The 24,387-nt window shown below is 60.9% G+C and carries 25 protein-coding genes, 1 tRNA gene and 2 pseudogenes; 23 read left to right on the top strand and 5 right to left on the bottom strand.

The window, feature by feature from the left end; all coding sequences use genetic code 11:
* Positions 1–39: 39 nt before the first annotated feature.
* Genes XI02_RS30560 through XI02_RS30540 form a run of 5 tightly spaced genes read left to right on the top strand, consistent with a single transcriptional unit; the run spans position 40 to position 4,702 of the window.
* Positions 40–1,293 carry an ABC transporter substrate-binding protein gene (locus tag XI02_RS30560; protein ID WP_172647541.1) on the top strand — a complete coding sequence of 418 codons (1,254 nt, stop codon included), beginning with the start codon at positions 40–42 and terminating at the stop codon, positions 1,291–1,293.
* 53 nt (positions 1,294–1,346) lie between these two features.
* Positions 1,347–2,231: a branched-chain amino acid ABC transporter permease gene (locus tag XI02_RS30555; RefSeq protein WP_038377831.1), complete on the top strand. Its 885-nt coding sequence runs from the start codon at positions 1,347–1,349 to the stop codon at positions 2,229–2,231.
* A 9-nt stretch (positions 2,232–2,240) separates the two neighbouring features.
* Positions 2,241–3,227: a branched-chain amino acid ABC transporter permease gene (locus XI02_RS30550; protein WP_172647542.1), complete on the top strand. Its 987-nt coding sequence runs from the start codon at positions 2,241–2,243 to the stop codon at positions 3,225–3,227.
* A complete protein-coding gene (locus tag XI02_RS30545) occupies positions 3,224–3,994 on the top strand; it encodes an ABC transporter ATP-binding protein (protein WP_038379173.1) in 771 nt (256 codons plus the stop codon). The genes XI02_RS30550 and XI02_RS30545 overlap by 4 nt, the downstream gene beginning before the upstream one ends.
* 3 nt (positions 3,995–3,997) lie before the next feature.
* The gene (locus tag XI02_RS30540) at positions 3,998–4,702 is read left to right on the top strand and encodes an ABC transporter ATP-binding protein (protein WP_172647543.1); all 705 of its coding nucleotides are present in this window, start codon (positions 3,998–4,000) and stop codon (positions 4,700–4,702) included.
* 35 nt (positions 4,703–4,737) lie between these two features.
* Here the strand turns inward: XI02_RS30540 and XI02_RS30535 are convergent, their stop codons facing one another.
* Positions 4,738–5,751, bottom strand: a complete 1,014-nt coding sequence (locus XI02_RS30535; protein ID WP_244981078.1) for a zinc-binding dehydrogenase — start codon at positions 5,749–5,751, stop codon at positions 4,738–4,740.
* A 330-nt stretch (positions 5,752–6,081) separates the two neighbouring features.
* Between XI02_RS30535 and XI02_RS30530 the strand changes: the two genes are divergently transcribed.
* The 7 genes from XI02_RS30530 (at position 6,082) to XI02_RS30500 (ending at position 12,068) form a co-directional block, all read left to right on the top strand.
* Positions 6,082–7,089: an ABC transporter substrate-binding protein gene (locus XI02_RS30530; protein WP_172647545.1), complete on the top strand. Its 1,008-nt coding sequence runs from the start codon at positions 6,082–6,084 to the stop codon at positions 7,087–7,089.
* 38 nt (positions 7,090–7,127) lie between these two features.
* A complete protein-coding gene (locus tag XI02_RS30525) occupies positions 7,128–7,943 on the top strand; it encodes an ABC transporter permease (RefSeq protein WP_018272804.1) in 816 nt (271 codons plus the stop codon).
* A 4-nt stretch (positions 7,944–7,947) separates the two neighbouring features.
* Positions 7,948–8,733 (top strand): ABC transporter permease, encoded by a 786-nt coding sequence (locus XI02_RS30520; RefSeq protein ID WP_069275427.1) that lies wholly within the window; start codon positions 7,948–7,950, stop codon positions 8,731–8,733.
* The gene (locus XI02_RS30515; protein ID WP_172647546.1) at positions 8,730–9,794 is read left to right on the top strand and encodes an ABC transporter ATP-binding protein; all 1,065 of its coding nucleotides are present in this window, start codon (positions 8,730–8,732) and stop codon (positions 9,792–9,794) included. Before XI02_RS30520 ends, XI02_RS30515 begins: the two co-directional genes overlap by 4 nt.
* A 3-nt stretch (positions 9,795–9,797) precedes the next feature.
* On the top strand, positions 9,798–10,637 hold the full coding sequence (locus tag XI02_RS30510; protein WP_172647547.1) for a phosphodiesterase: 840 nt from the start codon (positions 9,798–9,800) through the stop codon (positions 10,635–10,637).
* A 291-nt stretch (positions 10,638–10,928) separates the two neighbouring features.
* On the top strand, positions 10,929–11,666 hold the full coding sequence (locus XI02_RS30505) for a Crp/Fnr family transcriptional regulator (RefSeq protein ID WP_050999379.1): 738 nt from the start codon (positions 10,929–10,931) through the stop codon (positions 11,664–11,666).
* Between the two features lie 120 nt (positions 11,667–11,786).
* Positions 11,787–12,068: a hypothetical protein gene (locus XI02_RS30500; protein ID WP_172647548.1), complete on the top strand. Its 282-nt coding sequence runs from the start codon at positions 11,787–11,789 to the stop codon at positions 12,066–12,068.
* A gap of 64 nt (positions 12,069–12,132) precedes the next feature.
* On the opposite strand, the gene XI02_RS30495 is transcribed toward XI02_RS30500, so the two are convergent.
* Entirely contained in the window at positions 12,133–13,227 is a 1,095-nt protein-coding gene (locus tag XI02_RS30495; protein ID WP_172647549.1) for an amidohydrolase family protein, read from the bottom strand.
* A gap of 833 nt (positions 13,228–14,060) precedes the next feature.
* Here XI02_RS30495 and XI02_RS30490 point away from each other — a divergent pair.
* Both XI02_RS30490 and XI02_RS30485 read left to right on the top strand, forming a co-directional pair.
* Positions 14,061–14,264 (top strand): hypothetical protein, encoded by a 204-nt coding sequence (locus XI02_RS30490; RefSeq protein ID WP_016843872.1) that lies wholly within the window; start codon positions 14,061–14,063, stop codon positions 14,262–14,264.
* Between the two features lie 75 nt (positions 14,265–14,339).
* Positions 14,340–14,422 (top strand) — tRNA-OTHER (locus tag XI02_RS30485).
* Here XI02_RS30485 and XI02_RS30480 read toward each other — a convergent pair.
* Positions 14,423–14,575, bottom strand: a pseudogene (locus XI02_RS30480) (transposase); the annotation flags it as partial.
* 162 nt (positions 14,576–14,737) lie between these two features.
* Between XI02_RS30480 and XI02_RS30475 the strand changes: the two are divergent.
* Both XI02_RS30475 and XI02_RS30470 read left to right on the top strand, forming a co-directional pair.
* Positions 14,738–15,748: a PAS domain S-box protein gene (locus XI02_RS30475; protein WP_085970550.1), complete on the top strand. Its 1,011-nt coding sequence runs from the start codon at positions 14,738–14,740 to the stop codon at positions 15,746–15,748.
* Between the two features lie 129 nt (positions 15,749–15,877).
* Positions 15,878–16,966 (top strand): annotated as a pseudogene (locus XI02_RS30470) (transposase).
* Between the two features lie 123 nt (positions 16,967–17,089).
* Here XI02_RS30470 and XI02_RS30465 read toward each other — a convergent pair.
* Entirely contained in the window at positions 17,090–18,187 is a 1,098-nt protein-coding gene (locus XI02_RS30465) for a trypsin-like peptidase domain-containing protein (RefSeq protein ID WP_172647550.1), read from the bottom strand.
* 237 nt (positions 18,188–18,424) lie between these two features.
* On the opposite strand from XI02_RS30465, the gene groES reads away from it, so the two are divergent.
* The 7 genes from groES (at position 18,425) to rpoH (ending at position 23,636) form a co-directional block, all read left to right on the top strand.
* Positions 18,425–18,739 (top strand): co-chaperone GroES, encoded by a 315-nt coding sequence (gene groES, locus XI02_RS30460; RefSeq protein ID WP_016844150.1) that lies wholly within the window; start codon positions 18,425–18,427, stop codon positions 18,737–18,739.
* Positions 18,740–18,782: 43 nt separating this feature from the next.
* Positions 18,783–20,405 carry a chaperonin GroEL gene (gene groL, locus XI02_RS30455; RefSeq protein ID WP_018272797.1) on the top strand — a complete coding sequence of 541 codons (1,623 nt, stop codon included), beginning with the start codon at positions 18,783–18,785 and terminating at the stop codon, positions 20,403–20,405.
* A gap of 201 nt (positions 20,406–20,606) precedes the next feature.
* Positions 20,607–20,933, top strand: a complete 327-nt coding sequence (locus XI02_RS30450; RefSeq protein WP_026193071.1) for a hypothetical protein — start codon at positions 20,607–20,609, stop codon at positions 20,931–20,933.
* A gap of 327 nt (positions 20,934–21,260) precedes the next feature.
* Positions 21,261–21,716, top strand: a complete 456-nt coding sequence (locus XI02_RS30445) for an Hsp20 family protein (protein WP_018272795.1) — start codon at positions 21,261–21,263, stop codon at positions 21,714–21,716.
* A 70-nt stretch (positions 21,717–21,786) separates the two neighbouring features.
* Entirely contained in the window at positions 21,787–22,104 is a 318-nt protein-coding gene (locus XI02_RS30440; RefSeq protein WP_018272794.1) for a hypothetical protein, read from the top strand.
* A gap of 18 nt (positions 22,105–22,122) precedes the next feature.
* Positions 22,123–22,629 carry a hypothetical protein gene (locus XI02_RS30435; RefSeq protein ID WP_018272793.1) on the top strand — a complete coding sequence of 169 codons (507 nt, stop codon included), beginning with the start codon at positions 22,123–22,125 and terminating at the stop codon, positions 22,627–22,629.
* Positions 22,630–22,709: 80 nt separating this feature from the next.
* Entirely contained in the window at positions 22,710–23,636 is a 927-nt protein-coding gene (gene rpoH, locus XI02_RS30430; protein WP_018272792.1) for an RNA polymerase sigma factor RpoH, read from the top strand.
* 530 nt (positions 23,637–24,166) lie between these two features.
* On the opposite strand, the gene XI02_RS45535 is transcribed toward rpoH, so the two are convergent.
* Positions 24,167–24,373 carry an ATP-binding protein gene (locus XI02_RS45535; protein ID WP_018272791.1) on the bottom strand — a complete coding sequence of 69 codons (207 nt, stop codon included), beginning with the start codon at positions 24,371–24,373 and terminating at the stop codon, positions 24,167–24,169.
* Between the last annotated feature and the right edge of the window lie 14 nt (positions 24,374–24,387).

Raw genomic sequence — 24,387 nt, 5'->3', positions numbered from 1 at the left:
GATAAGCAAAACGCAGACAGTTCTTGGGGAGGAATAGTCATGACGAAGAAGGTCACCAAAGCTGGATCGATATCACGGCGTCGTCTGCTGACGACGGCAAGCGCCGGCGCCGTTCTCGCCGTCTCGCCTTTTCGCATCAATCTGCTTCAGGCTGAGGAAGCGCCGATCAAGATCGGCTTCCCGGTTCCTTTGACCGGTCCATACGGCGCCGAGGCCCAGGACCAGGTGCGGGCGGGTCAGCTCGCTGTGGCCCAGTTCAATTATGCCGGCGGTCTGAACGGCCGCAAGGCCGAGCTCGTGGTGCGCGACGACAAGCTGAATCCCGGCGAGGCGGCGACGCGGACCCTGGAATTGGTCGAGAAGGAGAAGGTGAATTTCGTCGTCGGCAGTCTGTCCGCGGCGGTTCAGCTCGCGATCAACAACGTCACCAAGGAGCGCGGCGTCATCTTCAATTCGATCAGCCAGTCCGACGCCATCAACGAGGCGGCAGATTTCAGCAAATACACGTTCCACGAAGCGCTGAACCCGCATATGACGTCAGGGGCGGTCGGTCGCTACGCCTTCACCAAATTCGGCAAGAAGGTTGCGTTTCTCACGGCGGATTATGCTTACGGTCACGAGATGGTTCGTGGCTTTCTCGAGGTCGGCAAGCAATTCAACATCGAGAATCTCGGTGACATCCGCCATCCACTCGGGACGACTGATTTCTCGACCCTGCTGCCGCGTCTCCAGGCGCTGAAGCCCGATATTCTATGCATCAGCAATTTTGGCCGGGACCAGCAAATCGCACTGAAACAGGCAACCGACTTCGGCATCAAGAAATCGATCCAGATCATCGCGCCGCTGCTGTCGCATGCCAGTCGCGTTGCGGCGGGCCCTCAGGCATTCGAAGGCGTCGTCGGCGGCTGCTCGTTCTTCTGGGGCATCGAGGACAAGTTCGCCTCGACCAAGGCGTTCAACGACGCATTCCGCAAGATGTATGACGGCAAGTTGCCTACCGACTACGGCGCGCTCGGCTATGGCGGTGTTCGGACGGTGCTTGAGGCGGTCAAGGGCGCGGGCAGCGTGGAGACCGACAAGGTCGTCGCGTCGTTGGAGGCTCTGAAATACGACTACTACAAGGGGCAGCAATACTATCGCAAATGCGATCACCAGTCGGTGCAATCGGTGCTCGTGATCAAGTCGAAGTCCAAGGACATGAAGAACGAGTCGGATGTGTTCGAGGTTCTATCGACCGAAGAGCCTGACGAGAAGAACCTGCGTACCTGCGACGCGCTTGGCCACAAGAGTTGAGCCATGCGCCGGCGCGCACCGCGGGGCGGCGCGCACCGTGCTGAGGGGGACAAATGGCGGGCCTGAGCTTTGACCTGATTGCATTGCAATTATTCGCCGGGCTGGCGCTCGGCGCGATCTACGTGCTGTTTGCGATCGGCCTCTCGCTGATCTTCGGGATGTTGACCGTCGTCAACTTCGCCCATGGCGCGTTCTACATGGTCGGCGCCTATGTCGGGCTGTACCTGATTTCGATCGGCGGCAATTTCTGGCTCTGCTTGCTGGCGGTACCACTCCTGATCGGGCTGTTCGGCCTTGCCGTCGAGCGCGTGCTGATCCGGCCGCTTTACGGCCGCGGCATCGATTATCCGCTACTGCTGACCTTCGGGCTGAGCTACGTCATGGTCGAATGCGTGCGCATTGCCTTCGGCAAGACTGGTTATCCCTTCGATACGCCCGAGCTTCTGCAGGGGGCTGTCAACATCGGTGTCGGATATTTTCCGCTCTACCGCCTGTTCGTGATCGGCGCGACGGCCGTCGTCTTGTTGGCGCTCTGGCTGTTCCTGGAAAAAACCAGCTTCGGACTCATTATCCGCGCTGGCGCGCGCGATCCGCAAATCGTCCGCGTTCTTGGGGTCGACGTTTCCAGGGTCTGGTTGATCGTGTTCGGGATAGGCACCGCGATTGCGGGCTTTGCCGGGCTGCTGGCTGCCCCGCTTCAAGGCGTCATTCCCGAGATGGGCGGCACGATTCTCGCCGAGGCTTTCGTGGTGACGGTCGTAGGAGGCATGGGTTCGATCGGTGGCGCCGTACTGGCGGGCCTTCTCGTCGGTGTGGTGGTCAGCATGACTTCGCTGTTTGCACCCGAGATGGCCAAGGTTTCGATCTTTGCCCTGATGGCGATCGTCCTGATCGTCCGTCCCCAGGGTTTCTTCGGCCGCGCCGGATTGATGAGCTGAGAGCCAGGGATGACCGAAGCCACCGAATCCATCAAACAGCCTCGTGCCACGACGGGCAGTTGGTACGAATTCGCAACGCGGCATCGCGCCAGCATTGTGGCCGCGGTGATCCTGATTTTCCCGTTGGTGATGCCGTTCACGGCCCTCGCGGTGAACATCCTGATCTATGGATTGTATGCCGTCGGCTTCAACCTCGTCTTTGGTTATCTCGGCCTGCTGTCGTTTGGTCACGCGGCGCTGTTCGGAACCGGTGCCTACCTCTGCGGCATCGCCATCGTGCATTTTGGCTGGCCATGGTATGCGGCCATCGCGGCCGGGATCGCCGGCGGCCTCTTGATGGCATCGTTGATTGGCGTACTCGCGATCAGGACCCGCGGCATCTACTTCGCGATGGTGACGATGGCGCTGTCGCAATGTATCTACTACCTCTTCTATCAAGCGGTTGACCTCACTGGCGGCGAAAACGGCCTCCGCGGCATCAATGTCCGCACCATCGATCTGTTCGGCTTGCGGCTCGACTTCATCAATCCGATGATCCGTTACTATGTCATCGCGGCCTTCGTGATTGCCGCATTTTTCGTGATGTCGCGCATTCTGGCCTCGCCATTTGGCGCCGTCATTGAGGCCGTGCGGGAGAATGAGATACGCGCGCGCGCGTCAGGCTATGACGTCACCAAGACCCGATTGCTGACCTTCGTTTTGTCTGGCGGCTTCTGCGGTCTCGCGGGAGCTTTGCAGGCGCTGCATCTGTCGATCGTTCCGATTGAGATCCTGCACTACGAGACGTCGGGCCTGGTCGTGATGATCGCATTGCTGGGTGGTATGGGGACGTTCTTCGGGCCGATGATCGGCGCCGCGGTGTTCCTGGTCCTGGAGAATGTGGTCTCGGTGTGGACCGTTCACTGGCAACTGATCGTTGGCGCCATTTTCATTGCATGCGTGCTGTTCTTCCCTGCCGGCATCTGGGGCACGCTGATCGCGCGAGGCAGGCGATGAGTGCCGCGGAAGACCAAACCAAAGAAATCATTCTGCGCACCAGGGGCGTCGGCAAGACGTTCGGGAAGTTTGTCGCGCTAAACAATATCTCGGCGGAGTTTTCGAGAGGAGCGATCACCTCCATTATTGGTCCGAACGGGGCCGGTAAGAGCACCTATTTCAATCTGCTGTGCGGCGCGCTTGCGCCCACCAAAGGCAGCGTTGAATTCGAGGGCAAGGATGTCACCGGCCTACCGCAGCACCGCTTTGCGCATATGGGGATCGCAAAGTCCTTTCAGATCACCAGCGTGTTTCCGCAGCTCACGACCCGTGAAAACATCCGCGTCGGTCTGCAGGCGCTGGTGTCGAGATACGACATCTGGCGTCCCCGCGCGCGCCTGACCGAGCTCGTCGAGCGAGCGGACGAACTGCTGGCCCTGGTCGGATTGTGGGAATCTCGCGAACGTGCCGCCAAGACGCTGGCCCATGGCGAGCAGCGGGCGCTGGAAATCGGCATGGCGCTTGCCAGCCAACCCCGGTTGCTGTTGCTGGACGAGCCGACGGCCGGCATGAGCCCGGAGGAAACCCGGACCATGATGGATCTGATCGTGAAGCTCGCAAAGGAGCGTACGGTCATCCTCGTCGAGCACAAGATGAAGCTGGTGCTCGGGATCAGTGATCGCATCCTCGTGCTGCACCACGGAGAACTTCTCGCAGAAGGAACGCCGCAGGAGGTCCGGCAGAACGAGGCGGTGAAACGGGTCTATCTCGGCCAGCGGGAGCATTGACGGATGCTGCAGATCAGCAAGCTCAATGCCTGGTACGGCGCAAGTCACGCGCTGCAGGACGTCACGCTCGAGGTGACCAAAGGCGAGATCGTCTGCCTAATCGGTCGCAATGGAGCCGGCAAGACGACGACGCTGAAATCGATCATGGGGTTGATGGGACGAACGCGCGGCTCGGTGACCTTCAAGGGCGAGGAGCTGCTGAGCCGGCCACCGCATGTGCGCTTCGCGCTCGGACTTGCCTATGTTCCCGAAGAGCGGCGGATTGTGCAGGGATTGTCGGTCCGGGAAAATTTGCGGCTCGGGCTGGTGGCGTCGCCAGCGAAGAAGCGGGAAGCCGAGCTGATTGACGAGATCGCAGGAGTATTCCCACGGCTGGCCGAGCGCATGGACCAGGAGGCGGTCACGATGTCCGGCGGCGAGCAGCAGATGCTGGCGATCGCGCGGGCGATGATCGCAAAGCCCGACCTGATCATGCTGGATGAGTCTTCGGAGGGCATCATGCCGGTCCTGGTCGACGAGATGTTCGAGCTATTCCGCAACATGAAGGCGCAGGGAACGACGGTGCTGCTGGTCGAGCAAAACGTCGAGCTCGCGCTTGGCATCGCCGATCGTGCCTACGTCCTTGATCAGGGGGCGGTGGTGCACCAGGCGTCGGCGCAGGCCCTGCTGGCCGACGACGAGATCAAGGAACGATATTGCTCGGTGTGAGCCGGCTTTCCGGTTCCTGCCGGCGCGAACGGACCTTACTCCGCAGCGCGCGCGATCGCGCCGGCCTTGCGAGTGGTGACGACGACCTTGATCGCGTCATCCACGCGATCCCGCGCATATCTGAGCGCCGTCGGCAGGTCGGCCAGCGGAAACGTATGCGTGTGGATTCGTGTCGCGTCGAACCGCTTCGCTGCCATCAATTCCATGGCGCGGCGAGTGGCGCTGCGGCCCTCGCCGCGAATCCCGTAAGCGTAGATGTTGTTTCGCACGAGATGCGCGATGTCCAGCGTCGCGGCCTCGTGCGGGAAGGCGGCCAGACAGATCTTGCCGCCACGATTGGTCATGTGAATGGCCTGGTTGAGTGTCGCTTCGGTGCCTGCACATTCGACGACATAGTCCGCGCCGATCCCCCCTGTTAGTTGCTTCACGACCGCAACGGCGTCTTCGTCGTTGATGTTGATGACGCGGTCGGCCCCCGGTTCCTGGCCGATCGCCAGCCGCTTGTTGCGCGTGCCGGTCAGAATCACCGGGCTTGCGCCAAGCGCCTTGGCCACGGCAACTGCGAGAAGTCCGATCGGCCCCGGGCCGATCACCACGACGCTCTCGCCCGCCACCAATCCCCCCAATTCCGTCAAGCCGTACATCGACGTGCCCGCGGTCACCACGAGCGTCGCCTCCGCGTCGCTCATGCTATCCGGGACGCGCGCCAGCGTATTGATGTGGTTGACTGCGTACTCCGCGAATCCGCCGTCGGTCGTAAAGCCGTTGGCGCGGTGGCCCTTTTCCGGCTTTCCATAGTTGAGGCATGACGTGTACATGCCCTGGCGGCAGCGTTTGCATTGGCCGCAGCCGGCGTGGATTTCGACGCTGATCCGCTCGCCGATCCTGAACTCGTCGACTTCAGGCCCGAGCGCGGCGACCGTGCCCATGTACTCGTGGCCCGGCGTAAAGTTCTTGTTGAAGGGCAGGCCGCCCTGAATGCTTGCTGGCGACCCGGCATGGATAATTTCGAGATCGGTGGCGCAGATCGCAACCGCGTCGATGCGCACCAGCACCTCGGCACGCGACGGGACCGGCGTCGGCTTTTCGCGAAGCAGGAGCTGATCGGGGTCACCAAGGACCCAGGCTGTCATCAGGTCTGGGACGGGAAGATCGGGCGATGTCTTGACGCCGGGCGGCTGGTACATGGGCTTCCTCTTCTGGCCGGCAGCCTAGCGCGAAACCAGTGGTTGCCGCGAGCACCCGATAGTCGGCATCGGAGCCGTTGCATTTGCTGCACGGCAGCAAGCGGGTCGCAAAACATTCATACGCGGCCTATACTTGGTCGCCCGGTTGATGTTGAAATCCTCATTGCATCGTCTCCCAGATCGGAGCCTCCCATGAAGACCGTCCGCCTTGTCCTTGCGTTGCTGGCGCTAATGCTGATCGCGCCGTGGCAATCAGCCAGGGCGGCCGACGTGATCTGCTACAATTGTCCGCCGGAATGGGCGGATTGGGCGTCGATGCTGAAGGCGATCAAGGCGGATCTCAACTACGATATCCCGCACGACAACAAGAATTCCGGCCAGGCGCTAGCCCAGATATTGGCCGAGAAGAGCAATCCGGTCGGTGATATCGGCTATTTCGGCGTGACCTTCGGCATGAAGGCCAAGGCCCAGGATGCGCTCGAGCCCTACAAGCCGGCGCATTGGGATCAGGTCCCGGCCGGCCTCAAGGACCCCGATGGCTACTGGACCACGATCCACTCCGGCACGCTCGGCTTGTTCGTGAACAAGGATGCGCTCGGCGGCAAGCCGGTGCCGGCCTGCTGGAAGGATCTCCTGAAGCCCGACTACAAGGGGATGGTCGGCTATCTCGATCCGTCGTCGGCGGCGGTCGGCTATGTCGGCGCGGTCGCCGTCAATCTGGCGCTCGGCGGCTCACCAGGCAACTTCGATCCGGCGATCAGCTTCTTCAAGGAGTTGCGCAAGAACGATCCGATCGTACCCAAGCAGACGTCATATGCCCGCGTCGTCTCCGGTGAGATGCCGATCCTGTTCGACTACGACTTCAATGCCTACCGCGCGAAGTACTCGGAGAAGGGCAACTTCGAGTTTGTGATTCCCTGCGAGGGATCGGTGGTGTTTCCCTATGTCGTTGGTCTCGTGAAGAACGCGCCCGACAAGGAGAAGGCCAAGAAGGTGATGGACTATCTCTTGTCCGACAAGGGGCAGGCGATCTGGACCAATGCCTATCTGCGTCCGGCCCGCCCGATCGAGCTGCCGGCTTCCGTGAAGGGAAAATTCCTCCCCGACAGCGACTATGCCCGCGCCAAGAGCGTCGACTGGGGTGAGATGGAAAACGTGCAAAAAGCCTTCGTCGACCGCTATCTCGCCGAGGTTCGCTGAGGCAATATGGTGCCCTTCGCCGGGGCACCATTCTTCCGATGTCGCAAAAATCCTTCGTTTGGCTCTGCCTGCTGCCGCTCGCGGTCGTGACCACGGCATTCTTCCTGCTGCCGATGGCGCGGCTGGTGGTCGCGGGTGCCGAAGGACCGCACGGGCTCGCCGGATATCTCGCCATCCTGACCGAAGCTCGTTATCGCGCGACGCTGATCAATACCGTGCTCCTCGCTGCGGCAACGACGGTCGTCACGCTGATCGTGGCGACGATAGCCGGAATGTTTCTGCAGCGGCACCGCTTTCCCGGGCGGGCCGTGCTGATCGCGATGCTGACCTTTCCGCTGGCGTTTCCCGGCGTGGTGGTCGGCTTCATGATCATTCTGCTGGCGGGGCGGCAGGGGCTGATCGGCGATCTGTCGAACCGGATCTTCGGCGAGAAGTTCGTCTTCGCCTATTCGATCTACGGGTTGTTCCTCGGCTACCTCTACTTCTCGATCCCGCGCGTGATCCTCACCATCATGGCGGCCGTGCAAAAGCTCGATGTCGGTCTGGAGGAAGCCGCGCGTTCGCTCGGCGCCAGCCCCTGGGCGGTGCAGCGTGACGTCGTGCTGCCCGCGCTGGCGCCGGCCTTCGTTGCGTCCGGCGCGATCGCATTTGCGACCGCGATGGGGGCCTTCGGGACTGCGTTTACGCTGGCGACGAATATCGACGTGCTGCCGATGCTGATCTATACCGAGTTCACGCTGGCCGCCAATTTCGCGACCTCGGCCGCGCTGTCGGTGGGACTTGGCCTGATCACCTGGCTCATCCTCGCGCTCGCCCGCTCGTTCAGCGGCAGCGCGGTCGCGGCGGCCGGGTGAACGCATGCGCAATGGCTTGATATTCGCCGGCCAGTTCATCTTCACGCTGCTCGTTGCCGGCTTCCTGGTGGTTCCCGCAGGGCTGTCGATCTCCGCCGGCGTGACCGTCAATTACTTCCGGGGCATCCAGTCCGGCGTGACCCTGCAATGGGTCGCGCAGGTCTGGGAGCTCTATGCCGGCACCATCCTGCTCTCCTTCGTGATCGCATTCGCGACCCTTGCCGTCACGCTGCTCGCCGGCGTTCCCGCAGCCTATGCGCTGCATGCGCGGGGAGGCCGGCTTGCGCGCATCGTCGAGGAGATCATCACGTTGCCTTTGGCGATCCCCGGGCTTGCGATTGCGCTTGCACTGCTGCTCGCCTATGGCAGCTTCGGCGACTTTCGCCGTTCCTGGCTTTTCATCCTGGTCGGACACGTGATCTTCACCATGCCGTTCATGGTGCGGTCGGTCATGGCGGTGTTCGCGACCGTGGACATCAAGACGCTGGATGAGGGAGCGGCCTCGCTCGGGGCGTCGCCATGGCGGCGATTCCGCGACGTCATCGTGCCGAACGCACTGCCGGGAATTCTCGCCGGCGCGCTGATGGTGGTCACGCTGTCGCTCGGTGAATTCAACCTGACCTGGATGCTGCATACGCCGTTGACGAAGACACTGCCGATCGGGCTCGCCGACAGCTACGCCTCGATGCGGCTCGAAGTGGCGTCGGCCTATACGCTGATCTTCTTCGTGATGATCATTCCGCTGCTGGTCGCGATGCAGCTGCTGGCCGACAGGGATCACAAGCGATGAGTACGGCCGGGCACGGCGCAGCGGTGCGGATCGAGGCCTGCGGCAAGACCTTTGCCGACGGCACGCGCGCGCTCGATCCCGCAACCCTCGACATTGCGCGCGGCGAGACGCTGGTGCTGCTTGGGCCGTCCGGCTGCGGCAAGACCACGATGCTGCGCATCATCGCAGGCCTCGAGCTGCCGGATGTCGGCGGCAAGGTCCTGTTCGACGGCAAGGACATGACCTCGGTCCCGATCGAGCGGCGCAATGTCGGGATGGTGTTCCAGTCCTACGCCCTGTTCCCCAACATGACGGTGGCGGACAATATCGCCTACGGGCTGAAGATCCGCGGTGTTGCGAGGGGCGAGCGCGCCGCACGCGTCGCCGAACTGGTTGCTCTGACGAACATCACGGGATTGGAGAATCGCCGCATCGACCAGCTTTCGGGCGGCCAGCGTCAGCGCGTCGCACTGGCGCGCGCCGTCGCGATCCGGCCCGGCATCTTGCTGCTCGACGAGCCCTTGACCGCGCTCGACGCCGCGTTGCGGGACCGGCTGCGGAGCGAGCTCAACCGGCTGTTGCGCGCACTTGGGATCACGACGATCTATGTCACCCATGATCAGGCCGAAGCCATGGAATTGGGCGACCGGATCGTCGTGATGCGGAAAGGCGCAATCGCCCAGATCGGCACGCCGCGCGAGGTCTACTTCGCGCCGAAGGACCGGTTTGTGGCGGAGTTCATCGGAGCGGCGAACATTGTGGAGGCTCCGATCGAGAACGGCGTGTTGATCCTGCCCGGCGGGCGACTGCCGATCGAGGGTGCAGCGACGACCGCGAACGCGACCGTCATGATCCGCCCCGAAACCATTCGCGTGACGGAGGCGGGCGCGGGTTTGCTCTCGGGAATCGTCGATTCCGTCAGCTTCATCGGCGACCGACAGCGGCTCGTCGTGAGCGGTGCATCGAGCAAGCCGCTCAATGTCGACGCTCCCAACACGATTCAAGCCAGGATCGGCGATCGTGTCGGGCTTTCGATTGCGCCCGACGCTGTCCGTCTGCTCCCCTCCGAACCACGAGATTGATCGATGCCGTCGAAACCGGTCCTCATCGCCCAGATTTCCGACCTCCACATCAAGCCGCCGGGAGCGTTGGCTTATGGCCGGGTCGATACCGCGAAGGCGCTTGAGCGCTGCGTGGCCACGCTCAGTGCATTCGAGCCGGCGCCCGATTTCGTCGTCATCTCGGGCGACCTTGTCGATACGCCGTCGGTCGAGGAATACGACTATCTCAAGCGCCTGCTCGCGCCGCTGCGCGTTCCGTTTGCCGGAATTCCCGGCAATCACGACTCGCGTGCGTGGATGCGCGGCGCGTTTCCGGGCGCGCCCTATGCTCACGCGACAGGTCCGCTCGACCAGCGGATCGAGGTGAATGGCCTCGATTTGCTGCTGCTTGATTCAAGCGTTGCCGGAAAGCCCCATGGCATGCTCGAACCGCCGACGCTGCAATGGCTGGACGCGACGCTGGCGGCAGCGCTCGACCGGCCCGCGCTGCTTTTCCTGCATCATCCGCCGTTCAAGGGCGGCATCTGGCACATGGACCGCCAGGACCTTTTCAATGCCGCAGAGCTGGCAGCAATCGTCAGGCGTCACCCGCGGGTGCGTTTGATCGGCTGCGGGCACGTTCATCGTGCCATGCTGACCTCGTTCGCCGGGATTCCCGTGACATTGTGCCCCGCGCCGAACCATGCGGTCGACCTGGACCTCGGACAGCTCCGCGAACCATCGTTCAAGGTGGAACCGCCGGCGTTTCACCTGCACACGTGGTTTGGCGGGCCGGATTTTGGACAATTGGTCACGCACCAGGTCCCGATCGGTCAGTTTGACGGGCCGCATCCGTTCTTTGGGCCAGACGGCAAGTTGCTGTGAGCTGGCCGTGTTGACCCCTCGCACAGACGGGATTTTTGCCAGGCGAGATTGTCGGGGCCGGGCATGTCAGATCAAGGGCAGCCCATTGCCTGCAATTGAGCGTTGCATCGACGCAGATTTATTCCAAATTGTACCTTGGATGCCCTCCATCCCAATGCGCCGGATCGGACCTTTTGTTGATGTAGGGGCCCGGTGGGGCTATACTTCTGCTGCTTTCATTGATCGATGGCATTGTCGGCGCCCGCTATGCTGGCGGGCCGATTGAACGCAACACAATCAGTCTGGAAAACGATGACCGGAGCGCCGCCCATAGAACGAACTGCCGGCGCGCCGTTGTTTTCGAACAACAAACTGTCGGTGCTGCGCAAGCACCCCTATTTCGCGGATCTCGAGCCCGAGGCATTCGATCAGCTCTGCCGCTACGCCAAGCACACCACGCTGAAGCGGGGGACGACGATCTTTTCCAAGGGCGATCCTGGCACCAGCCTGATTGCGGTGATCTCAGGCACGGTCAAGATCAGCATCTCGTCGCCGGATGGTCGCAACGCGATCTTGAACCTGATCGAAGCCGGCGAGATCTTCGGGGAGATCGCGCTGCTCGACGGCTTGTCGCGGACGGCCGATGCCACCGCCAACACCAATTGCGAGCTGTTCGTCATTGACCGGCGCGAGTTCATTCCGTTCGTGCGCAGCCAGCCGACGCTTGCGATGAAGTTCATCGAGCTGCTTTGCGAAAGACTGCGCCGGACCAGCGATCAGGTCGAGCAGGTGATCCTGCAGAACTTGCCTGGCCGTCTGGCCAGCGCGCTGCTGCGCCTCAGCGACAAGCACAAGCCGCAGGGACGCACCATCTCGATCACCCAGCAGGAGATCAGCGAGATGGTCGGGATGACGCGCGAGAGCATCAACAAGCAGCTCCGCGCGTGGGCGATACGCGGTTGGGTCAGGCTCGAGCATGGCGCGATCGTTGTGCTGAAGCCCGAGACGCTCCAGGAGCTGGTCGACGCTGGGGCGAACGACGGCGAGTAGTCGCGCCGGCTGCCCGGTCGGTCGCGCATTTCACGAAACGGTGAGCTGAACAAGGCCTGTGAAGCCATTCACATCGGCCTTGCGTGCGCTGCGGTAAGTGACGCGTCACGGGAGCACAATATGGACGAATCCATGCAGAACTCTTTCGACAAGCGAGGGCAGGACCCACAGCACAATTACCAGAGCTTCAGCATCAAGCTTGTCGCGTTGCCGTTGCTCGTCGTCGTTGCGTTGATCGGGATGCTGGTCAGTCATCCGGCGGTGGTCAGATGGATATCGGACGCGGCGCAAGCGGAGTTCGTCGGAACCGATGCCGTCTACACTGATCCGATACCCAATATCGCGCAGGTGGCACCAACGGTTCGGCCGGGCAGCAAGATCCGGACGGTGAAGGTCTACTGATTGTTGACGCCGTCGTCGCGCGGCACGGCGCGACGACAGCTGCCTGTCCAGCAGCAAGGCGTCTTCACGCGGCTACGCCAAGCAGCTTTGCTGCGGTCCGCCCGAGAATATTGGCCTTGTCATCGTCGCTCAGCGACGACGAGGCGAAGATGTGGTCGACCGGTGCCAGTTGCCATGGATAGGGATAGTCGCTTCCCAGCACGATCTGGCCGGCGCCAACCTGGGCGGCGAGGTGCCTGATCGCCTCAGGCGTGAAGATCAGAGAGTCGAAGTAAATCTGTTTGAGATACTCCGCCGGCACCTTCTGGAGCTTGATCTCCGGATTGCATCCCTTGGGTCCAACCAGACAGGCATGGTCCGAGCGGTCGGCGTACGAGCCGAGATAACCGCCGCCATGTGCGGCGATGATTCTCAGCCCCGGGAAGCGATCGAGCGTGCCCTCGAAGATCAAATGGGAGAGTGCGATCGTGGTCTCGAGCGGATTGCCGATCGTATTGCCAAGCCACCCATTGCCGGAGAGCCGCTTGGTGAGCTCGGGCACGCCCTGCGGATGGATGAACAGGGGGACGCCGAGTTCCTCGGCCTTGGCCCATATTGGATGAAACTTCGGATTTGAGAATTCGTCGCCATCGACGACACCGCCGATCGCCGCGCCCTTCAGCCCCTGCTTCTTCACCGCGGTCTCCAGCTCCTGCACCGCAAGGTCCGGTGCCTGCAGCGTCAGCGAGGCGAAAGCCGCGAACCGGTCGGGCTTTGAGGCACAAAGTTCGGCGAGCTTTTCATTCTGAATTTTCACGATCTGCGCGGCAAGGTCCCGGTCGCGGTCGTACCAGAACGGATTGATCGAAAGCACCTCCATGTCGACGGCCTGCGCGTCCATCGCAGCCAGCCGCTTGTCGATCTCGATGAAGGCCTCGCTGGCGCCGTTGACCGGCGGCAGTTGCAGCTTTCCGGCGTCGGCGCCGAGCAGGGCTCCGGCCTCGCGGAAATGGCAATGCGAGTGAATGTCGATGGTCTTGACACGTTTGCCGTTGATCGTGATTGGCAACTGCTGGCGCGATTGCTGCGCATTCGCGTTGTGGACGAGCCCGCAGCCGCAGAACACGATGCCTGCCGTCGCCGTTGCTCCCGCTTTCAGGAAATCCCGCCTTGTGGTCATGACGATCGCCTCCCTGGTGTTTTGTTATGGACAGGGAGCCTACGGATGCTGGCTAGTGCTCGCAAGATCACACGCTGTGCGTGTCGCGCAATGTTGATCTGCTCAGACCGCCTTGATCTCCGCCTTTGCGATGATGTCGCGCCATTTCGGCGCTTCGTCCGCAATTCGCCTGCGCATGCCATCGGGCTGTTTGCGGGCAAGTCGCCGTGTAATGGATAGCATTCAGTCAGATCGGCAATGCGTCACCCTCGCTCGACTTTGATCAGGCCGCGAACACGACAAACGCCAATATCACGACCGCACGGTTCAGTATGCAAGTGAAGGCATTGACCACTGTCGCCACTTTCGCGAGCGCTATTTGAGCGGATTAGCGCCGCCAGCAATCTCGCAGGATCAAAGGCCACTCAGCCCTTTCGCGATTTCGCGCCGATGCCGGACATCAAAGCCCGGCTGCTGCCCCCAAATCGTCAATTCCCCGTCGGGCTGAAACCGCGACAGACCGCCGTCCGTCCCCATCCGCTTGTTCATGATCCACTAACCTTGCGCTTTCACCGCATTTACTAGCTGCCCAACGCGGTGTAGATGCCGATCAATTAAGACGAATTTCCTGTTAACGACGAATAGCGGGATTTTCTCAAGAGCCGACGCGATCCAGCGCTGTGCGGCGGAGCCGCATAATCTGTTGGCGGAACGGAACGGCGATTTCATGCTAAAATGAAAGAAGCGAGGTGAAATAGAGTCTGCTTACGCCGAAGCCAAGCCGACGGTAGCACTGCCTCGTCTAGGCAACGAGGAAGCGTCCTCGTGAGGAGACGGGTTCGATGGGAGGGAAAATGGACCGAAACCTTGTGATCCTGAATGTGACTGGTTCGGAGACGATGTTGCGTTCCGACGGACATGCTGCCATTCGACTGGAGACCAAGGAGATGGGCCCCGTCGCCTTCGAGGTGAATCTTCAAGCAATTGCCGCACTTCGTCGCCACTTGGCGCGCGCCGAAATACACATTCTGCAGAGCCAGAATCAGACCAAAAACTGATTATCTTCAGAAGACGTCACTAAACTAAGCTGGCTATCAGATTGCCCCCTGAGGTCCGAGGGCGGGAATCCAATCGGAGGCGCCTGCAAGTCTAGAACGGCGTTGACCGCGGCGGATTCTGATTCCGCCATTCGGAGGTTCGATCCCTCCCGCCTCCCTGGCATGCGAGCGCGCTTCATACGAGATACGTCGCTTGTCCAACTGTCTGGCAGAAAGAGACGTAACGCGACCATCACTGGCACTTCGCCGCGCGCAAGCGTTAAAGACACCAGCGTTTGGCAATTTGCCGTTTTACCGAGAGCCGACGCGTATGTGTACTCATAAACGTTGGCTTGTGGTCATAAAGCGGAAGTCGCCCGGTCTGACCGCCAAGGGCGACTTTTGACCCAGCTTGAAACATCGCAGCTCTTTGCGTTTGATGTTATGATTGGGCACCAACGGCGGTGCAGCATCTGAGTTTCGGGGAGCGGCCATTGGGGCCTAAAAACGAGTCGGGATTTCAACTCAAGCCGTTGGCCAGCGAGCGGGCTCTGGAGCGCGCCGAGCGATTGGCCAATCTTCTGGCCTCCATCGTCGAGTCCAGCGACGATGCTATTGTGAGCAAGAATCTAGATGGCATTGTTACGAGTTGGAACAAGGCGGCCGAGCGCATTTTCGGTTACTCGGCCACGGAGGCTATTGGTCAGCCCATTACACTCGTGATTCCACAAGACCGGCTCAGCGAAGAACGGGAGATTTTAACCCGCATCCGACGAGGTGAGCGCATCGACCATTTCGAGACGGTCCGGCGACGTCGGGATGGTAGCTCAATCATCGTTTCGCTAACTGTTTCTCCTGTCAAAGACGCCCACGGCAACATCGTCGGCGCATCAAAAATTGCTAGAGATATTACCCAGCAGAAGCGAACTCAGGAGCAGATTAGCATTCTGGCTCGCGAGGCGGAGCATCGAAGCAAGAACATCCTTTCTAACGTACAGGCAATTATCAACCTTTCTCAGTCCGACACCTCCGAGGGCCTCAAGGAAGTGATCAGCGGGCGCATCCAAGCGATGGCAAATGTTCACTCGCTGTTTGTTGAAACGCGGTGGATAGGAGCCGAAGTCTCGGCGATCGCCAAGCAGGAGTTTGCCCCTTACCTCGAAGAGAGTCACCAGAAGCGGATTGTGATGGAGGGGCTGCAGACGGTGTTAGAACCCATCGCTGCGCAGGCGATTGCTGTTGTCCTGCATGAGTTAGCAACCAATGCTATCAAGTATGGAGCGCTATCCAACACAAGAGGCCGGATAGAATTGGCCTGGTCGCGCGCCGAGGATGGGCAGCTGGTGCTCCGCTGGACCGAACTGGGCGGACCGAGGGTAAAGGCGCCCCAACGCAAGGGATTTGGTAGTCGGCTCATCGAAGGGACGATCAATCCACTTGGCGGGAAGGTGCTCTTTGACTGGCGCGCGGAAGGGCTGGTTTGCGAAATCGCCGTTCCGACGTGAGATGCCAATCGAGCTTCGCTGCTCTCGCCGCTACAACTTTTGCTTATGGCCGACTCTGTTGAAAATGGCGGCTGTTGCGACGCAGAGATATCGGTGATTCAGTCTGTCTAGTTGGCAGGACTGAAGATCATGATAGAGCATCGGAAAGTCGAACAGGCCGCGTTGTTCTATGAGTTATCGCTCGAAAGACATATCCCGACTGATCACTTGCTGTGGTTGATTGACAGGTTTGTCGATCTTGAACAGGTCCGGCGGGACCTGGCGCTTTTCTACAGCAGCATCGGTCGGCCTTCGATCGCTGATCATCCGCATGCTCCTGATCGGTTACTGTTCGGTATCCGATCGGAGCGGCGCCTGTGCGATCAGGTTCACCTCAATTTGGCCTACCGGTGGTTTTGCCGGCTCGGTCTGGATGGGCGGTGCCAGATCATTCGACATTCTCCAAGAACAGGCATAGGCGCTTCCGGCAGAGCGACCTCTTCCGTCGCGTGTTCGAGAGCGTGCTGCGCCGCTGCATCGAGGAACGACTGGTCGGCGGCGAAGGATTTGCAGTCGATGCGAGCCTAGTCAAGGCCGATGCAAATCGGCAGAAGGCGATCGAAGGCGATAAGGGACTTGGCCAACGACGGCAATCCGGCAGGCGGAGGTATTGACCGCTAAGCGCATAATTGAGCGGTCGCTGGAGCGGTTTGATCTCTATCCGAGCCGGCTCCTCGGCGACAGTGGCGATGGCTCGGCCGAGATGCTCGCCTGGCTGGTCTATGAGCATGGCATCGAGCCGCACGTTACAGTCTTCGACAAGTCGGCCCGCACAGGCGGGATCTTCTCGCGCGACGACTTCACCTACGACCATGCTGGGGACATCTATCGTTGCCCTGGCGGCAAATTTCTTACCACGACAGAACGTTGGTGAATGATGGTGCCACCATGCTTTACCTCGCCAGCAAGCGCGATTGTGATCGATGCACATTGAAGGCTCGGTGTTGCCCCAAGCAGGCCTCACGGAGAGTGCCGCGCTCGATCTACGAGGGCGCTCGCGACATGGCGCGCCACATCGCGAGATCGTGGGAGGGAGGCACCTCGCGCCGGCTCCGCTTGTTGGCGCACCTCAAGCGCATTCTCAAGCTCGACCGTTTGCGTTTACGAGGTCCAAACGGCGCGCGCGACGAGTTCATCCTCGCGGCCACCGCCCAAAACCTTCGAAAGATGGCCAGTTGATCCCGATGCCCACCCCGAGGCTCGCATAGGGTCGGTAGAGCAGTTCGGCCACGTCGCGACGGAGCTATTACAACGAAATACTGCCAGCCTTTTTCGACGGAATCGGTCATATGCAAACATTCTTCACCCCGGCCCGCGCCCTCTCGGCTTCGGCTCGGCCAACGGTGCGACTTCGACCGTGGCGCTCTCTAGAGCGCGCTCTCGTTCAATAGTCAGCCGAACTTGCTGACCGACCGCGGTCAGCCCGATGAGGTTGCGCATTTGCGTGGCGCTGCGGATCGGGATGTCGTTGGCCTTCAGAATGATGTCGCCGCGGCGAAGGCCCGCGCGCTCTGCGGGCGAGCCGGGACTGACCTCCTTGATACGGGCCCCCTGCGTCACACCCGCAGCGGGCGTCTCGAGATCCTCCAGCGCAACGCCGATGCGGCCACGCTCGACCCGCCCTGTCTGCGCGAGCTGCTCCATCACCTTGCGGGCCATGTTGATGGGTACCGCGAAGCCAATTCCCACATTGCCTCCTCCCGGAGAGATGATCGCCGTGTTGATGCCAACGAGTTCGCCGCGCAGATTGATCAAGCCGCCACCGGAGTTGCCGGGATTGATCGCAGCATCAGTCTGGATGAAGTCTTCATAGCCGTGCTTGCCAAGGCCGGTGCGCCCGAGCGCGCTGACAAGGCCTGACGTGACGGTCTGGCCCAGGCCGAAGGGATTACCCACCGCGATGACGAAGTCGCCGACCTGAAGCGCGTCGCTGTCGCCCAGCGCGATGGCCCTCAGCCCGACTGGCTCCTTGACCTGTAGTAGTGCGATATCGGTCGGCGCATCGCGGCCGACCACGCGACCGGCAAACTTTCGGCCATCCTTGGTTCTGATCTGCACTGCGGTCGCGTTGGCAACAACGTGGTTTGCTGTCAACACATAGCCGCGCTGGGCGTCGACAATCACGCCCGATCCGGCGGCGTTGATTTCCTTCTCCAGCTGTTTCGGAACGTCGAAGAACTCCCGAAAAAAGGGATCCTGGTACAGCGGATTGTCCTCACGCACGCGTCCCTGCACCGAGATGTTGACGACGCTCGGCGTCACCTCCTTGACCAACGGCGCAAGGGTTGGCACGCGGCCGATGTTGATCTCTGGAATTTGGGCGAGAACTGGCGGTCCGGAAAGGGTTAACACCAGCGTCGAGCCGAGCCCGAGTCGCGCAAGCCCACGCAAGTATCGCATCGTTTCTCTCCGGCAGCACACCGCGTTTATCGCCCCGTCCTCCGGGGCGGTGGCGGCGATTAACTGGTTGGCTCAAGTCGACTGTTCAAGAGCCTTCAGTGCATCGTTCGGATGAGGCGCCAAAATTTTCGTAGAAGCTCTTGAACGGATTTTGTGCGTTACCTAAGTCGCTTCCGCCCGGGGCCCGGTTCCCGGACCCGGATTTTTGACATCGCTGACCTAATCAGGAGGATGTGCATGCATTTCCGTCCATTGCACGACCGCGTGCTCGTGCGCCGCATTGATGCCGAAGAAAAGACTGCTGGCGGCATCATCATTCCCGACACCGCAAAGGAGAAACCGCAGGAGGGTGAAATCGTCGCCGCGGGCCCTGGCGGTCGGAATGAGCAAGGGCAATTGGTGCCCCTCGACGTTGATCCCGGCGACCGCGTGCTTTTCGGTAAGTGGTCCGGCAACGAAGTGAAAATCGACGGCCAGGACTACCTCATCATGAAGGAAAGCGATCTTCTGGGCGTGGTCGACAAGGCCGCCTCGCTCAAGAGGGCCGCCTGAGCAAGCTGGAAGCTGACAGTCATTCGAGAAAGGAGCAGATAATATGGCTGCCAAAGACGTGAAATTCTCAACTGAGGCCCGCGAGCGGATGCTGCGCGGCGTCGATACGCTCGCCAATGCGGTCAAGGTGACGCTTGGTCCCAAGGGACGCAACGTCGTCATCGAGAAATCCTTCGGCGCCCCGCGCATCACCAAGGATGGCGTCACTGTTGCCAAGGAAATCGAGCTCGAAGACAAGTTCGAGAATACGGGTGCACAGATGGTGCGCGAAGTCGCCTCGAAGACAAACGATCTCGCCGGTGACGGCACCACGACGGCGACCGTGCTAGCCCAAGCCATCGTCAAGGAAGGCGCAAAATCGGTCGCCGCCGGCATGAACCCGATGGACCTCAAGCGCGGCATCGATCTAGCGGTCGAAGCCATCGTCAAGGACCTGCAGGCGCATGCCAAGAAGGTCACCTCAAACGAGGAAATCGCGCAGATCGGCACCATTTCCGCCAACGGCGACACCGAGATCGGCCGTTTCCTTGCCGATGCCATGCAGAAGGTCGGCAATGAGGGCGTGATTACCGTCGAGGAAGCCAAGGGCCTCGATTCCGAGCTCGAAGTGGTCGAAGGCATGCAGTTCGATCGCGGTTATGTCTCGCCCTACTTCGTGACCAACGCAGAGAAGATGCGGGTCGAGCTCGAGGATCCCTACATCTTGATCCACGAGAAAAAGCTCTCCGGGCTCCAGACCATGCTGCCGCTGCTGGAGGCGGTGGTGCAGTCGGGCAAGCCACTGCTCATCGTCGCCGAGGACGTCGAGGGCGAAGCACTCGCGACTCTTGTCGTCAATCGGCTGCGCGGTGGCTTGAAAGTGGCAGCCGTCAAGGCGCCCGGGTTCGGCGACCGCCGCAAGGCCATGCTCGAGGACATTGCGATTCTCAGCGGCGGAACGGCGATATCGGAGGATCTCGGAATCAAGCTCGAGAACGTAACCCTCAACATGCTCGGGCGCGCCAAGAAGGTCGTCATCGACAAGGAGAACACGACCATCGTCAACGGCGCAGGCGCCAAGAAGGACATCGAGGCCCGCGTCACCCAAATCAAGGCGCAGATCGAGGAGACCACCTCCGACTACGATCGGGAGAAGCTGCAGGAGCGTTTGGCGAAACTCGCTGGCGGCGTCGCCGTAATCCGCGTCGGCGGTGCCACCGAGGTCGAAGTCAAAGAGAAAAAGGATCGCGTCGACGATGCAATGCACGCAACGCGCGCCGCGGTCGAGGAGGGTATCCTGCCCGGAGGCGGCGTGGCGCTTCTGCGCGCGTTGAAGGCGCTCGATGGTCTCAAAGCTTCTAATGCAGATCAGAAGGCCGGCATCGATATCGTGCGTCGCGCCATCCAGGTTCCTGCCCGGCAGATCGTCCAGAACGCCGGTGAAGACGGCTCGCTCGTCGTCGGCAAGCTGCTCGAGAACGCCGACTACAATTGGGGCTTCAACGCAGCTACGGGAGAGTACCAGGACATGGTCAAAGCGGGCGTGATCGATCCTGCCAAGGTCGTCCGCACCGCGCTGCAGGACGCGGCTTCAGTCGCCGCCTTGCTCATCACGACGGAGGCACTGGTGGCCGACAAGCCGAAGAAGGCGGAGACGGCGCCTGCCGCGCAGTCCATGGACTTCTGATCAACCCTGAGCCCGGCCGGCGACGGCCGGGCTCATCCGATCCACCACGAGAAAGCAACGATAGTACCAAGGAGCTTCAGATGAGCAGGCGCACACAATCTCCACCACCCAACGGCGGGGCGGCTGTGATGCATTGGCTCATGTTCGCCCTCAGCCTTCCGACCATCGCTTGGATCAGCTTGCCGAAATTAGGAGGATGAGATGACAAGAAATGATACCCTTTCCGCTCGTGCTGAGACTTCAGACCGCCGGGCCCGAATGATGATTGCGGGCGCGTTCGCTTATGCGGCAATGCTGCTCCCGGCGGGTGCCTGGGGCCTGGACGGTCCGTCAAAACAGATCCCCGAGCGCGCGAACCACCTTCTGCCGCTTCCGCCCATCCCCTATCTGGATTCGATGCAGTGGATGAGCTGGAAACCGAGCCCGCCGCTGTTCAAGATGGACACGCTGCTGTTGCCAGACAGCAATGAACCCCATGTCCTTCGTCTTCCGTCCGACCTCGAGGGGACTGCCCCCCGGGTGAGCTAATGCTTCACGCGCGGCCCGTCTATGGGTCACGCAGCTTCCCTGGCACTCGAGGACGGCGAACCTGCGCCTCAACCGCGTTGCCGAATTGCGGGCCCGTGCATAACTCGCTTTGGCCCTTGTTAACGAAACGGACGTCAGGTCAGGTTACCGAGGACCAAAGCCCTAAAAAATTTTTGGCCCCCTCTTGAAACCAAAAACGACTTTGCTAATTTTTTTTGTCGCCACCGAACGGTGGTTTCCGGGCGCCTCATGGGTCCGGCCGTTGAGACGGGCACCGGTCGTGTCCGGTGCCGCTCGTAACCATCTTGCTCTTTGGAGGATTTGGCTATGCGCACTTATGATTTCTCGCCCCTTTGGCGTTCGACCATTGGCTTCGATCGCCTTTTTGACCTCGCGGAAATGGCCCAGCGGGCCGGCGAGGACAACTATCCGCCCTACAATATCGAACGGCTGTCTGAGGACCGCTACCAGATTTCGTTGGCGGTTGCAGGTTTTGCGCCCAACGAGATCGCGATCACGGCCGAACAGAACGTGATCACCATTGAGGGCAGCAAGTCGGAGAAGGCTGAGCGCGATTTTCTCTACCGCGGCATCTCCACCCGCAGCTTCAAGCGGCAGTTTAACCTGGCGGATTACGTTCAGGTCAAGAGCGCCGCATTCGACAACGGCTTGCTCAAAATTGAGCTGGTCCGGGAAATCCCGGAAGCCATGAAGCCGCGCCGTATCGCAATCAACGGCGTATCGGCCGACAATGTCCAGAAATTGGAAGCTAAGGCAGCCTAAGCAGGCTCCGACCGGCGCCGCGCGAGGCTTCGCGCGGCTGCCGCTCGTCGTCAATGCAAAGGAGGATACCATGCGGCCGACGACCGCTGACGACAACGTGTTTGACTTCAACGCGCTCCTGCATCCCGGCACCGCTTTCGAACATCCCAGGGATGTCGTGTGCCATGCCGGCCTGACGACGGCCGAGAAGCGGGCAATTCTGGCATCCTGGGCGTCCGACGCATCGGCGATAGCATGCCCGTCGCTCCGCTCGCCCGCCGGACTGAAGAAGCCCGTATCGATCGACGAAATCCTCGAGGCCCTGTGCGAACTCGACGGCGGACCCCGGAATCCTCCGGGTGGAAAGCCTTGTCGGTTGCGCTCAACCGAACGTGCCTTGGCCGCCTGAGCCGGAAGGGGACGAGTGATGATCAAGGGAAATCTTGAACGCCTGCGTGCCCATCGCGCCAATATTCGGCGCTACCGCAGGCTGCTCGCGACGCGGCTGTCGGACCTAGAGCGAGCGTATATCGCACGCCGGATGAGCGAAGAGCAGCATTCCGTGGAGGCCCTTTTGCACAAGACGTTTCCCGATCGCCTCTCGCTGCAGACGGATCGCCGACGAACAATGAACTTGGAGATGGCTCGGCTGCTGCATCCAGCCGAGGCGTTTGCTCATCCGATGTACGTTGTCGATGATTGCGACCTCACCTCGTACGAGAAACGGGCCATTCTATCGCTTTGGGCCGCGGATGCTTGCGCCTTGAAAGACGATCCAGAATTGAACCGGACAATCGATGGAGCTGTGAGCTTCGACGACATCGTGGATGCCCTGCGCCTTCTGGAGTCCGATTCGGATCGAAGGACCAATGGCTCCAACCGAAAAGGCCGACGTTTTGGCAGCCATGAGGCGGACGATAGTCCCGCTCTGTAGACCGATGCTTTCGTTGCTCTGCCGCCACCCTGACGAGAGCGCGGCAGAGGTGGGAATTTGTTGAGCGCTGCGAGGGGGAAATGTCTCAAGCTGTTTCTCAGAAATTGCCGTCGCTCGGCACCGGGCTGACGAAGTATTTAACGGAAATTAGACAATTTCCGATCCTCACTCGGGAAGAAGAGACCACTCTTGGTCGGCGATGGCGAAACCGCGGCGATCGTGAAGCGGCTTATCGCCTGGTGACAAGCCACCTGCGTCTCGTTGCGAAAATCGCCATGCGATATCGAGGTTATGGGCTACCCATTGCCGATATCATTTCCGAGGGCAATGTCGGCCTGATGCAGGCCGTGCGGCGATTCGATCCGGAGCGGGGCATCCGCCTTTCCACCTATGCCATGTGGTGGATCAAGGCAACGATCCAGGATTTTGTTCTTCGCTCCTGGTCGCTGGTGAAGATCACGGCGGACGCTGCCCAGAAGAAGTTATTCTTCAAACTGAGGCAATCGAAGAGTGCGATCTCCGCCTTGGAGGACGGGGATCTGAGGCCAGAACAGGTCAAGACGATCGCCGCTCAGCTCAAGGTACCCGAACGTGAAGTCGTGAATATGGACCGTCGCCTGCGTGGCGACCTGTCCCTGAATTTACGTCACAAGGATGCCGGCGACGTCGGAGATGCCCTCGAACGGCTGGTAGATCCGGCGCCTACTCACGACGTGACGTTGGCCGAGGACCAGGAACTGGCTCAACGGCGGCAAGCTCTGACAGCAGCCATTGAGAAGCTAAGCCCCCGCGAAAGGCATATCTTCACAGCGCGCTATTTGAGTGAAGATCCCCCGAAGCTCGAAGCGCTTGCCTTAGAGTACGAAATATCGCGCGAGCGTGTCCGCCAAATCGAGCAACGGTCATTTGAAAAGGTACAGTCCGCGATGCTGACAGGAGGAGCCTGTCTGAAAAGTCCATACAACATTCGAAGGAACGGTAAACACACTTTCGGCTCAGGCGCTTGACTGTACGATGCTAACGCCATTCATTCTTTGTCTGATGACCGCGAATAGCATGGCCGCGGCAGGAGCCATTTGCGCGGCACGACATATCGTGCTGCTCTTCGCGCATGGGACCGATAACGACCGTGCCATTCCGCAGATCGAGCAGCCAGGCAAGAGCGAGGCGCCTTCTCCGTTGGTTTCAAGCAATGCCTCAAAGCCGCAACTATGAGCGGGCCGTCAGTCCGCGCAGCGGATTGTCCATGCGCTCGACCGCTTCATGCGCACACCACCCGCAGAAGTCAGCGAGCGACTCTCTCTTGGCGATGCAATGAGCCATGCCCCGAGATGTCTCTTTCGACGCCCGCGCCACGAGCGAACAAGAGCGGACTAAGCTTGAATCCCTGATCTGCGAGGATTTTGAGCGCTGGCATCCCGGTCACACCCTGGAAGATCTGAAGCGAAGGGCTTCCTTCTCGTAAGCCTCCGAGGGGAGACGCCTTGCGGCGGGCTGGGCTGATGGTTGAGAACTGTACGTATGGACAGCCACACGATCAGTACGCTGAATCGACTTGAAGTGGTCGATAGTCGATGTCCTCGACGCAGGCCTGCTGACGCACCTTGGCGTATTGCAGCCTCGTGGAGAGCCGCTTGTCGCGTCGCAGCCACGCTTCGCGTTCGGGCAGGAGCGCAAGCCATTCGGCATGGCCGAGGCTTGCAGCATCGCCGCCGGCTTCGATGTCGGCAAAGGCTTTGGCCATGCCATGAAGGCCGA

It is taken from the genome of Bradyrhizobium sp. CCBAU 21365 (assembly GCF_015291305.1).
Lineage (GTDB): Bacteria > Pseudomonadota > Alphaproteobacteria > Rhizobiales > Xanthobacteraceae > Bradyrhizobium > Bradyrhizobium elkanii.
The sequence above is the reverse complement of the archived record's forward strand: the minus strand, read 5'-3'. Positions and strand labels throughout refer to the sequence as shown.